Source organism: Mariniflexile sp. AS56 (assembly GCF_030552475.1).
In the GTDB taxonomy this organism is placed as follows: Bacteria; Bacteroidota; Bacteroidia; order Flavobacteriales; family Flavobacteriaceae; genus Mariniflexile.
This window is the reverse complement of sequence record NZ_JAUPED010000008.1, coordinates 39,166-50,944: the sequence shown is the minus strand read 5'-3', so window position 1 is coordinate 50,944 and position 11,779 is coordinate 39,166. Positions and strand designations below refer to the sequence as shown.

Below are 11,779 nucleotides of genomic sequence, written 5' to 3'. Positions count from 1 at the left end.
GTATTTTAGCATATGCTTTTAAACTGTTAAACTTAACTGATTTGTAGCTGTTATAAATTAGTCCTTAATTTTTTTATAATGCGTAAATATAATTTGAAATAAGGGTCATATATAATTGTATTCAGTTTTAAAAGGTATTTATATAGATTAATTACTAAAATGTTTCAATGAAAATAGCCTTAATTACAGGTGTAAATGGACAAGATGGTTCATATTTAGCAGAATTTTTACTTGATAAGGGGTATATAGTGCATGGTATTATTAGACGAAGTTCTACGTTTAATACCGAGCGAATTGAACATTTATATATAGATAAAGTTCTTAAGGATATTCATAAAAAGCAAAATATAAAATTGCATTATGGAGATATGACAGATGGTTCGAATCTTATTCGCTTAGTTCAAGAAATACAACCAGACGAGATATATAATCTTGCTGCTCAATCGCATGTCAAAGTTTCTTTTGATATGCCAGAATATACGGCAGAAACTGATGGTGTTGGCACTTTAAAAATTTTAGAAGCTATTCGGATTTGTGGTTTAACACATAAAACAAGAATATATCAAGCATCAACATCCGAATTATTCGGTAAAGTTCAAGAGACACCTCAAACGGAAACGACACCATTTTATCCGCGTTCTCCTTACGGAGTTGCCAAATTATACGCTTTCTGGATTACTAAAAACTATAGAGAATCTTACGGGATGTATGCTGTTAATGGTATTTTGTTTAATCATGAGTCAGAGCGCAGAGGTGAAACTTTTGTTACCAGAAAAATCACATTAGCAGCAGCAAGAATAGCTCATGGTATTCAAGATAAATTATATTTAGGAAACTTGGATGCTAAAAGAGATTGGGGATATGCCAAAGATTATGTTGAGTGTATGTGGTTGATGCTGCAACAAGACATTCCTGAAGATTATGTTATAGGTACAGGAGAGCAACATTCGGTAAGGACGTTTTGTGAACTCGCTTTTAAGGAAGCTGATATTATTATAGAGTGGCAAGGCCAAGGGGCAGATGAAAAAGGCTTATGTAATAAAACGGGTAAAACATTGATTGAAATAGATTCAAATTATTACCGCTTGGCGGAAGTAGAAACGCTTTTGGGAGACCCAACAAAGGCAAAAACCAATTTAGGCTGGAATCCACGAAAAACATCGTTTAAGGAGTTGGTTAAGATTATGATGAATCACGACTTAAAACACGTATTAAATAAAGCTTAGTTTATGGACTTAAATGCCAAAATATTTGTGGCCGGTCATAATGGTTTGGTTGGAAGTGCTATTTTAAAGACTTTGAATAGAGAAGGTTATTTAAATATTGTTGTAAGAAATAGGGCGGACTTAAATTTAATGGATTACAATGCTGTTGCTGATTTTTTTGAAAAGGAACAACCAGAATTTGTGTTTTTGGCAGCTGCAAAAGTTGGAGGTATTTTAGATAACAATATTAGAAGGGGGGCTTTTATTTATGAAAATTTAATGATTCAAAATCATGTAATTCATCTAAGTCATATTCACAAAGTTAAGAAACTACTTTTTTTAGGAAGTACCTGTATTTATCCTAAAGACTGCCAACAGCCCATTAAGGAAGAGTATTTATTAACAGGGCCATTGGAGTATACTAATGAACCTTATGCAATCGCTAAAATTGCAGGTATAAAACTATGCGAAAGTTATAATATACAGTATGATACTAATTTCTTATCAGTTATGCCAACAAATCTGTATGGTCCAAATGATAATTTTGATTTAGAAAGATCACATGTGCTTCCTGCATTAATCAGGAAGATTCATTTGGCTAAGTTATATCAGGAATCTAATTTTAACGGGTTGATTGCAGATTTGAGAATTCCTGATATTGACGAAATTCATAGTGTTTTATCGAACTATGGCATTACTAAAACAAGTGTTGAAATTTGGGGGAGTGGCAAACCAATGCGAGAGTTTTTATGGTCTGAAGATATGGCAGCAGCATGTGTGTTTGTTATGAAAGAGGTGAACTTCAAAGCTTGTGTTTCAAATTCTAAAGATATTAGGAATACTCATATCAATATTGGCACAGGTGAAGATATCTCTATAGAAAATATGGCACAATTAATTAAGAGTGTTATTGGTTATAAAGGCAATTTTACTTTTAATTTATCTAAACCTGATGGCACCTTTAGAAAGTTAACGGATTGTTCTAAAATTAATACTCTAGGTTGGAAGCATACTGTAAATTTACAAGATGGTGTAAAAAGGTTGTATGATTGGTATTTACAAAATAAATAATAAATTCTGTTTTACATTTCAGTTTTATTTCTTAACCTTTCTTTTCAAAAAGTGTATTTTAGCACATGCTTTTAACCAGCTAAATGATATTAGAATAGATGAAAAAAATAGGTTTTATACCACTTAGAAAAAATTCCAAAGGAATCCCTAATAAAAATAAACGAAAAATGGTTGGTAGACCCTTGTTTACTTGGGTTTTAGCGGAAGCTATTTTTTCAAATTTAGATACCGTGTTTGTTTATACAGATGATTCTGATATTATTGATTTTATAAATAAAGAATACTATTGGACGCCTAAAGTAAAAGCTGTTTTACGTAGTGACGAAAGCGCTACCGATACGGCTTCAACGGAATTCGCCATGCTCGAATTCTGTGATAAAATAAATTATGATTTTGATGTGTTTTGTTTACTTCAAGCCACATCACCTTTTACTAAAAAAGAGGATATAAATACCTGTTTAGAGAAACTTGACACGGGGTTCGATTCGGCATTAACGGTCGTAAATACACATCGTTTCTTATGGAATGAAAACGGAACGGCTATTAATTATAATCCACATGAACGACCTAGACGTCAAGATTTTGAGGGGTTGTTGGTTGAAAATGGAGCCGTTTATACTACAACAAAGGAAGCTTTACAGAAACATAAAAACAGAATAGGAGATAAAGTGGCGGTAGTTAAAATGCCAGAAGATACTTTATTAGAAATTGACTCGGAAAACGATTGGATGGCTGTTGAAACGTTACTAATTGAACGCCAAAAACGAGCTAAAGAGTCTAAGAAAATCACTCATATTGTTCTTGATGTAGACGGTGTTTTTACCGATGGAACTATTACATATACCAAAGACGGCGAGCATACGAAAGGTTTCGATATGCGTGATGGTATGGGACTAGAAATACTCCGTCAATTTAATATTGAGGTGATGATCATGACGTCGGAGCAGTCTGAATTGGTAGCAAAACGTATGCAGAAACTAAAAATTAATCATGTGTTTTTAGGAGTTAAAGATAAATATAGTTTATTACAGCATGTTTTAAAGGACCAAAATATATCACTTAACAACGTAGCCTATTTAGGTGATGATGTTAACGATTTAACCAATATTTGTAGTGTGGGATGGTCATTAACCCCAAATAATGCGACTGATGTTGTGAAACAGCATGCGGATATTGTGCTTTCTAAAAATTCGGGAGCAGGTGCTATTCGTGAAGCTTGTCAGTTCATTTTTAATTATAATAAACGGTTTTAATAGCCTCCAATAGTCATGAACACTTATAAAAAACCCTACATCATTGCTGAAATTGGCTGCAACCATAAAGGTGATATGGAAATAGCTAAAGAACTTATTAAAGTAGCAAAAATATTTTGTAATGCTGATGCCGTCAAGTTTCAGAAGCGAAATAATAAAGAATTATTAACTGAAGAACAATACAACCAACCGCACCCGAATCCCGCTAATTCTTATGGCGACACCTATGGGGAGCATCGCGAGTATTTAGAGTTTGATGTAGATCAACATCAAGAATTGAAATCATATTGTGAAGAAATAGGAATTACCTATTCTACATCCGTTTGGGATGTTACTTCGGCTAAAGAAATAGCGTCTTTAAATCCTGAGTTTATTAAAATTCCTTCTGCATGTAATAACAATATGAAAATGCTGGAGTGGTTGTGTGAAAATTACCAAGGAGAGCTTCATATTTCAACCGGTATGACTACCAAAAATGAAATTGAAGATTTGGTGCAGTTTTTTAAAAAATTCAACAGAAATAAAGATTTAGTATTATACAATTGCACATCAGGGTATCCAGTACCGTTTGAAGATGTGTGCCTTTTAGATATTAATTTATTGATTGATAAATATCAAGATGAGGTAAAGCATATTGGTTTTTCTGGCCATCACTTGGGGATTGCTGTTGATATTGCTGCCTATACTCTAGGGGCAAACATTATAGAACGTCATTATACAATTGATAGAACTTGGAAAGGAACCGATCACGCAGCCTCTTTAGAGCCTATGGGGTTACGTAAATTGTCAAGAGATTTAAATGCGGTTTATAAAGCGCTTAGCTACAAAGCGCAAGACATTTTACCTATTGAACAAGTGCAACGGGATAAATTAAAAAATCAAAAAGGCTAGGCATGTTATTTTCAAATAGAATTAGATTGTTTTGGTGGAATGAGATAAAAATCCAAAAAAAATCTAAAGAAAATTATGGTGATCTTTTAGGGAGGTATCTGGTTGAAAAAATATCTCAAAAAAAAGTGGTTTGGGCGAAACCCGCAACGTTTTCAATTCACAATTTGTTATCCCCCATTTATGTAACCATTGGTAGTATTTTAGCCCACGTAAATAGCAAATGTATAGTTTGGGGAAGTGGGATTATATCAAAAGAATACACCGTTAATAACGCAACGTTTTTAGCAGTTCGAGGCCCGCAAACACGGCAACATTTATTAAACCAAGGGTACAACGTTCCTGAGGTGTATGGTGATCCAGCCTTGTTATTGCCAAAGTATTACAATCCAGAAATAGATAAAGAATTTAAAATAGGTGTGATTCCGCATTACAGAGATTTTAAAAAAGTGGAAGCATTTTATAAGGATGAACGATCTATTTTATTGATAGATTTAATGACGAATGATGTTGAAAAAACCACCAATGAATTTTTGAGATGTGAGAAAATCGTATCATCATCATTACATGGTGTTATTGTGGCACATGCTTATGGCGTTCCTGCTGTTTGGCAAAAATTTTCTAATGATGTTTTTGGTGACGATATAAAATACCAAGATTATTTTGAATCGGTTGAAATTCCTAATTATAAGTTAGAAATGAAAGAAGAGAAAATGAATATAGAGGAGTTACTTGGCCTTTTTACTGGCGTAGAATCCATTCCTAAAAGTGGTAAAATAGAATCATTGTGTTCTAACTTAATGTCGGTTTGTCCATTTAAAGCCTAATAAAATATGAAAAAGAAAGTATTCGTTTTTTTTCCTGATGGTGTTGGTTTAAGAAACTTTGCATTTACAGATTTTAAACAGATTGGTGAAAACATGGGGTATGACATCCATTATTGGAATAATACTGTTTTTTCACTTAAAGATAATTTGGGTTTTAATGAAGTTAAAATTGAAAATCATAAAATTCATCCATTAACGCCTTTATATTCTAGAGCTCGAAAGCGCATTGAATTAAACGTGTCTGAAAAGAAGTTTAATGATGAAGTATATCCAACTTACAAGTTTCCGTTTAATTACAACGGACTGAAAAACACATTCAAAAGTGTTTTTACCAAAGTTTTAATAGGTTTAAATAATTCTGAAAAAGGCATTGAACGTATTCGAAAAAAGATAAATGATTTAGAGCGTTCAACATCTAAATACAACTATTGTAAAGCGCAGTTATTGGAGCATAAACCAGATTTGGTGTTTTGCACGACGCAACGTTCAACACAATCTATAAGTGCTTTGTTGGCAGCAAAAGATTTGGGAATACCAACGGTAGCCTTTGTTTATTCGTGGGATAATGTCCCAAAAGCGATGCAAGTAGTAGAAACCGATTATTATTTTGTTTGGAGCGATTTAATGAAACAACAAGTGCTACAATATTACCCATTTGTGAAAGCTGAACAAGTTTTTGTTACAGGTACGCCCCAGTTTGAACCTCATTTTGATACTAGTTTAAAGGATAGTAGAGAAGCTTTCTTTAAACAGTATGGACTTGATATTAATAAAAAATATATCTGTTATTCTGGTGATGATGAAACAACCTCACCATTAGATCAATATTATTTAGAAGACTTAACAAATGCAGTTCGAGGCTTAAACTCTAAAGGATATAATTTAGGTGTCATTTATAGGAAATGTCCAGTAGATTTTACGAAAAGGTACAATGCAGTTATTGAGGCAAACAAAGACATTATTGAAGTTTTAGACCCTATTTGGAAACAAGTTGGTACCATGTGGAACGAGGTATTGCCAGCAAAGGAGGATTTTAGAATGTTGTATAATGTGTGTGAACATAGTGAGTTTGTTACTAATGTTTGCTCATCTACCGTATTTGATTTTGTAGCACATAATAAGGCCTGTATATATTATAATTATGAACAACCTCAGTTACAAAAAGGCATCCGGGATATTGGTCAGAATTATAAATATGTCCATTTTAGAAGTATGCCAAGTGATAAAGCCGCTGTTTTTTGTACAGATAAAAATGACTTAGAAAATTTAGTAAAACAAATTCTAGATGCTAAATTATCCAATGTAAAAGAAGGGTTAAAGTGGTTTGAAGTTGTGGCTGGTAAAACACCAACAAAAGCTTCAGGAAATATTTGGGAATCTTTAAATAAAATTTTAAACTAAATTATTTTTTTAAGATTAATAATATACTGAATGCTTTTTAATTCCCTTGATTTTGCGATTTTTTTACCAATAGTATTTATACTTCACTGGTTTGTTGCCAAAAAAAGTTGTAATCATCAAAACCTTGTATTGCTACTAGCAAGTTATGTGTTTTATGGTTGGTGGGATTGGCGATTTTTGTTTTTAATATCGTTTAGCACTGTTGTCGATTTTTTTATTGGAATTTACTTATCAAAAGAGTCCCATTTAAGAAAAAGGAATGCTTTATTGCTAATAAGTGTATTTGTTAATTTAGGATTATTAGGTTTCTTTAAATATTACAATTTCTTTATAGATAATTTTATAACGGTATTTTCATTTTTCGGACATCCAATTAGTTCTAGTTCGCTTCATATTATATTACCCGTTGGAATTAGTTTTTATACGTTTCAAACATTGAGTTATACTATCGATGTTTATAGAAAAAAACTGGAACCTGTAAAGAATTTTATAGCTTTTTCAGTATTTGTTTCTTTTTTTCCTCAGTTGGTAGCTGGACCAATTGAGCGAGCAACAAAATTGTTGCCTCAGTTTTATAAAAAGCGGAAATTTGAATATAATAAAGGTATTGAAGGTGTTCAACTTATTTTGTGGGGTCTGTTTAAAAAAATTGTTATAGCAGATTCTTGTGCACCTTTTGTTAATGACATTTTTGCTAACTATTCAAATAGCTCGGGAAGTGTTTTAATAATTGGAGCAGTTCTTTTTGCCTTTCAGATTTATGGAGATTTTTCTGGGTATTCAGATATGGCAATAGGTGTTTCTAAATTTTTTGGTATTGATTTAATGACTAATTTTAGAACACCCTATTTCTCCAAGAATATTCCTGAATTTTGGAGACGATGGCATATATCGTTATCAACTTGGTTTAGAGATTATCTATATTTGCCATTAGGTGGTTCAAGAAAAAAAACAATTATTGTAATTAGAAATATCTTTGTTGTTTTTATCGTTAGTGGGTTTTGGCATGGTGCTAATTGGACTTTTGTTTTTTGGGGAGCACTAAATGGAGTTTATTATTTACCTTCATTTTTTATTAAATCTTTGGAATTAAATAAAATTGTTTTATTTAAAAATTCATTTTTTAGCAGACTGCTAGATTTTTTAGGTATACTTATAACCTTTTCGCTAACTGTTTTTGCTTGGGTGTTTTTTAGGTCAGACAATATATCCATGGCTTTTATATATATTAATAATATCTTTAAAAAATCTAATTTTTTTGATTTAGGTCATCTACAATTAAGTGGTCATAGCATTAAAGTGTTGTTTTTTTATCTTATATTTTTTGTTATTATTGATTGGATTTATAGAAATAAATCGCATGTTTTTGTGGATAATAATAACTTTTTACATGATAGAATATTTAAACCATTTATTTATCTAATTGGAATTCTAGCTATAATTTTATCAACTAATAATAATGCTAATTCGTTTATTTATTTTCAATTTTGAGAGATTTTCTTGTTAAAATAGTGGTTGGCTTTTTATTGTTTTACTCCGTATTATTTATAATTCAATTGGTTTTGGACAGGGTTTTAGATAATGAAAGTGTATGTGATAATACTTGGAATAAAGTATTTAATGGAAAGATAAAATCAGACATTGTTATTTTAGGGAATTCAAGAGCCGAAGCACACTATAGCCCGATAATTATTGAAAATAAAACGAAGCACTCAGTTTATAATTTAGGATTAAGTGGAACGCCTCTAAACATTTTAAAAATAAGATGGCAAGCTTATGTTAATAGAAATAAATTACCAAAGTTATTAGTAATTGATATAGATAAAAGTGTTTTAGGAACTTCAAAAAATCTATTTGAAAAATTTCAATATTTACCTTATTCAAATAAGCATGAATATCAAGAAGTAGCAAAAGAAGTTGATAAGGATTTTTATCATGAAAAATTAATACCCATGTATAAATACCGTGGTTATGAAATGCAGATTATTAAAAAAATTAAACTAATTGCAGGTGAATCGAATTGTAAGAACTCTTATAATGGATATAAACCACAAGATAAGCCATGGGATGAAAATAATTGGAATATATTCAGAAAACGTATCCTTGCCGATAATGCAGTTGAAAAAGCATATTCGATAGCTTATTTTAAAGGGATTGATGAATTAAATGAAATTATTCACTTTTGTAAACTAAATAAAATAGAAGTTTGTTTAGTTTGGTCTCCTCAATATTATGAAATGGATAATTATAAAAAAGAGCAAAGAAAATTTGTAGATAGTATTGTTTCAGAAATAGCAATTAAAAATAATATTTATTACGTTAACTTTTTAAGAGATAGCCTGTCTTTTGATAAAACTAATTTTTATGACAAATCTCATTTGAATTTAAAAGGATCAATGGCTTTTTCTGAAAAAATGGGAGATTATATTATGAAGTATTTTTTATTAAATGTAAATCATTAAAATGAAGCTAGGTTTTATTACTTCCGAATACCCACATCCTAAGATATCCCATGCGGCGGGTATTGGCACAAGCATTAAAAACTTGGCCATTGCTTTAGTCGAAAAGGGCGTTCAGGTTATAGTGTTTGTATACCATCAAGAAGAAGATGTGATTGTTATAGATGAAGGAGTTACTATTCATTTAATTTCAAAAAAAAGATACAAACTATTTACTTGGTACCATTACAGAAAACAGCTTAATTGGTATGTAAATAGTGTCGTAAAAGAAGAAGGTATTGATTTATTAGAAGCTCCAGATTGGACAGGTATCACTGCATTCATGCGTTTTAAAGTACCATTAGTAATACGGTTTCATGGTAGTGACGCCTATTTTTGTAAACTCGATAAGCGCAAACAAAAATTTAAAAACTTTCTATTTGAGAAGTTGGCATTAAAAGGTGCTTCGGCTTATATAGCACCCACAACATACGCGGGTATCGAAACACAGAGAATTTTCGGTTTAAACAAAAAGAAAATTAAAACCATTCACTATGGTTTGCAGTTAAAAGACTTTGAAAACGAAACCCCTTCGATTTACAACAGAAACACCATACTTTATATAGGGACTATTATACGAAAAAAAGGCGTTTTAGAACTGGTTGCAATATTCAATAAAGTAATAGCATCAAATCCTGATGCACAATTAATATTAATAGGAAATGATGCCCCAGATTTAAAAACCGGATCATCATCAACCTATGCCTTGGTAGAAAATTTGTTTTCCAATGAAGCTAGAAAGCAAGTCAATTATTTAGGAAAAGTGCCTTATTCCGAAGTCAAAAATCATATTAAAAATGCACATGTGTGTGTGTTTCCTAGTTTTGCTGAAACTTTAGGAATGGTTACAATCGAATCGATGGCTATGCAAAAACCAGTGGTGAATACGAGTATTGGTTGGGCGCAAGAATTAATTGATGATGGCGTGAATGGCTTTTTAGTAAATCCATCCAATATAGAATTATATGCACAACGTATTTTAGAAGTATTAAATGATACATTGTTGACAGAGAAACTAGGTAGTGGAGCAAGAGAAAAAGTAGAAGCCTTGTTTGATATCAATAAAATTGCAGACATTAATATTGATTATTATAAATCTATAATAGAATGATTTATTTAATACACAGAGATAATACAATATTAAAAGTCCTTAACAGTGAGTTTAAGGAGGTTGCTTTTGAAATAAAGGCATCTATATCAATTACTTTATTCGAGCTCGCTATAAAGCATCCTGAAGAATTAATTCTTTGGTGCCATGAAGCCTATGTGTCGTATATAAATAAAGTTGATTTAGATGTTATTTTTCATCATAAACAGATTTTGGCATCCTTTTCAGTAAGTGGAAAATATTATATTTCGGATGATATTGGATATATCGACCAGTCCGTTTTTGTTAATGTGAATAAGGAGGTATGTTATCCAACTTGGTTGATGAGTAGTGATGTTGGTGGCGTTTCTGCTCAATTTTTAAATTCAATTACTAAAGAGGTAATCAAATTTGAAAATTTTGATTATTTTCTAACTTCCATGGCGAAATTAACAATGTCCGAAGGCGTGTTTTGTTATTCGGAACCTAAATTGTTGATAGAAAAACCTTCTGTTTTAGTGGAGGTTCAAGAGATTTCAAAACATGAATTATTCAAATTTGTAAAGCAACATTATAAATGGGTTTGGGTATGGATGCTTTTTTTATGTTATGCTATTTTTGAAAGAAAAGTGATTTTGTTGCCGTTGCTAAAATCAATTTTTTATAAAAGAATCATTTTAAAATTAAAGGAAGCTACTATTCAATCAACAAATAAAGTTGTTTCTAAAAAAGAGATGGATATTATTATCCCTACCATTGGAAGAAAGAAATATTTATATGATGTTTTAAAAGATTTATCAAATCAAACCGTACTTCCAAAAAACGTAATTATTGTTGAACAAAACCCGTTACCTGAAAGTGTTACAGAATTAGATTTTTTAACTACGGAAAGCTGGCCTTTTAATATCAAGCATACTTTTACGCATAAAACGGGCGTTTGTAATGCTAGGAACATCGCGCAAAAACAAGTGGAAAGTGAATGGGTTTTTCTTAATGATGATGATAATAGGTTTGTCGAAAATTTAATAGAATCTGTATTTGATAAAGCCAATCAGTTTGGTATTGTTGCTGTTACAACCGCATGTCTTCAGGTGGGGGAAGAACCTACTTTGAGTCAGGTTCATCAAACAGGAATTTTTGGTTCTGGAAGTAGTTTTGTGAAAACCGAATTTTTAAATCAAGTAAGCTTTAATTTAGCCTTAGAATTTGGCTATGGCGAAGATTTCGATTTTGGTATGGCATTACGTAATAAAGGGGTTGATGTTGTTTACTGTCCAGATATTAGAATTACACACCTTAAAGCGCCATTTGGTGGGTTTAGAACCAAATTAAAGCAGTTGTGGGATGATGAGGTAATTCAGCCTAAACCGTCACCAACAGTAATGTATGCTTTCTTGAAACATTATACCAAAAAGCAGCTTTTAAATTATAAGTTAGTTTTGTTTTTAAGGTTAATTAAAAAGGAATCTATCTTTAATTATTGGAGTTTTGTAAAAGCATTCAAAATTAAGTGGAGTGCAAGCCTTTATTGGGCTAAAAAGTTATAGTT

Annotated in this window: 10 protein-coding genes; all 10 read left to right on the top strand. The window is 31.4% G+C overall.

Features of this window, described 5'->3' with window-relative positions:
- The first annotated feature begins 167 nt into the window (after nucleotides 1–167).
- The 10 genes from gmd (at nucleotide 168) to Q5N74_RS10980 (ending at nucleotide 11,777) form a co-directional block, all read left to right on the top strand.
- Nucleotides 168–1,226, top strand: a complete 1,059-nt coding sequence (gmd, locus tag Q5N74_RS11025; protein ID WP_304388861.1) for a GDP-mannose 4,6-dehydratase — start codon at nucleotides 168–170, stop codon at nucleotides 1,224–1,226.
- A gap of 3 nt (nucleotides 1,227–1,229) precedes the next feature.
- Nucleotides 1,230–2,276, top strand: coding sequence for a GDP-L-fucose synthase (locus tag Q5N74_RS11020; RefSeq protein WP_304388860.1), 1,047 nt, complete (start codon nucleotides 1,230–1,232; stop codon nucleotides 2,274–2,276).
- A gap of 98 nt (nucleotides 2,277–2,374) precedes the next feature.
- Nucleotides 2,375–3,529 carry an acylneuraminate cytidylyltransferase gene (locus tag Q5N74_RS11015; RefSeq protein WP_304388859.1) on the top strand — a complete coding sequence of 385 codons (1,155 nt, stop codon included), beginning with the start codon at nucleotides 2,375–2,377 and terminating at the stop codon, nucleotides 3,527–3,529.
- A gap of 15 nt (nucleotides 3,530–3,544) precedes the next feature.
- Nucleotides 3,545–4,420, top strand: a complete 876-nt coding sequence (locus tag Q5N74_RS11010; RefSeq protein ID WP_304388858.1) for an N-acetylneuraminate synthase family protein — start codon at nucleotides 3,545–3,547, stop codon at nucleotides 4,418–4,420.
- Nucleotides 4,421–4,422: 2 nt separating this feature from the next.
- Nucleotides 4,423–5,244 carry a polysaccharide pyruvyl transferase family protein gene (locus tag Q5N74_RS11005; RefSeq protein ID WP_304388857.1) on the top strand — a complete coding sequence of 274 codons (822 nt, stop codon included), beginning with the start codon at nucleotides 4,423–4,425 and terminating at the stop codon, nucleotides 5,242–5,244.
- A 6-nt stretch (nucleotides 5,245–5,250) separates the two neighbouring features.
- Complete coding sequence (locus Q5N74_RS11000; protein WP_304388856.1) at nucleotides 5,251–6,645, top strand: UDP-glycosyltransferase; 1,395 nt, start codon at nucleotides 5,251–5,253, stop codon at nucleotides 6,643–6,645.
- A gap of 30 nt (nucleotides 6,646–6,675) precedes the next feature.
- Nucleotides 6,676–8,136: an MBOAT family protein gene (locus Q5N74_RS10995; protein WP_304388855.1), complete on the top strand. Its 1,461-nt coding sequence runs from the start codon at nucleotides 6,676–6,678 to the stop codon at nucleotides 8,134–8,136.
- 20 nt (nucleotides 8,137–8,156) lie between these two features.
- The gene (locus tag Q5N74_RS10990) at nucleotides 8,157–9,107 is read left to right on the top strand and encodes a hypothetical protein (protein WP_304388853.1); all 951 of its coding nucleotides are present in this window, start codon (nucleotides 8,157–8,159) and stop codon (nucleotides 9,105–9,107) included.
- Nucleotide 9,108: 1 nt separating this feature from the next.
- Nucleotides 9,109–10,254: a glycosyltransferase family 4 protein gene (locus tag Q5N74_RS10985; RefSeq protein ID WP_304388852.1), complete on the top strand. Its 1,146-nt coding sequence runs from the start codon at nucleotides 9,109–9,111 to the stop codon at nucleotides 10,252–10,254.
- Nucleotides 10,251–11,777: a glycosyltransferase family 2 protein gene (locus Q5N74_RS10980; protein WP_304388851.1), complete on the top strand. Its 1,527-nt coding sequence runs from the start codon at nucleotides 10,251–10,253 to the stop codon at nucleotides 11,775–11,777. Before Q5N74_RS10985 ends, Q5N74_RS10980 begins: the two co-directional genes overlap by 4 nt.
- The last annotated feature ends 2 nt before the right edge of the window (nucleotides 11,778–11,779 follow it).

Excerpts from the sequence above, each read along its gene's own strand:
- gmd (WP_304388861.1), top strand. The coding sequence starts at position 168 with ATGAAAATAGCCTTAATTACAGGTGTAAATGGACAAGATGGTTCATAT.
- Q5N74_RS11020 (WP_304388860.1), top strand. The coding sequence starts at position 1,230 with ATGGACTTAAATGCCAAAATATTTGTGGCCGGTCATAATGGTTTGGTT.
- Q5N74_RS11015 (WP_304388859.1), top strand. The coding sequence starts at position 2,375 with ATGAAAAAAATAGGTTTTATACCACTTAGAAAAAATTCCAAAGGAATC.
- Q5N74_RS11010 (WP_304388858.1), top strand. The coding sequence starts at position 3,545 with ATGAACACTTATAAAAAACCCTACATCATTGCTGAAATTGGCTGCAAC.
- Q5N74_RS11005 (WP_304388857.1), top strand. The coding sequence starts at position 4,423 with ATGTTATTTTCAAATAGAATTAGATTGTTTTGGTGGAATGAGATAAAA.
- Q5N74_RS11000 (WP_304388856.1), top strand. The coding sequence starts at position 5,251 with ATGAAAAAGAAAGTATTCGTTTTTTTTCCTGATGGTGTTGGTTTAAGA.
- Q5N74_RS10995 (WP_304388855.1), top strand. The coding sequence starts at position 6,676 with ATGCTTTTTAATTCCCTTGATTTTGCGATTTTTTTACCAATAGTATTT.
- Q5N74_RS10985 (WP_304388852.1), top strand. The coding sequence starts at position 9,109 with ATGAAGCTAGGTTTTATTACTTCCGAATACCCACATCCTAAGATATCC.
- Q5N74_RS10980 (WP_304388851.1), top strand. The coding sequence starts at position 10,251 with ATGATTTATTTAATACACAGAGATAATACAATATTAAAAGTCCTTAAC.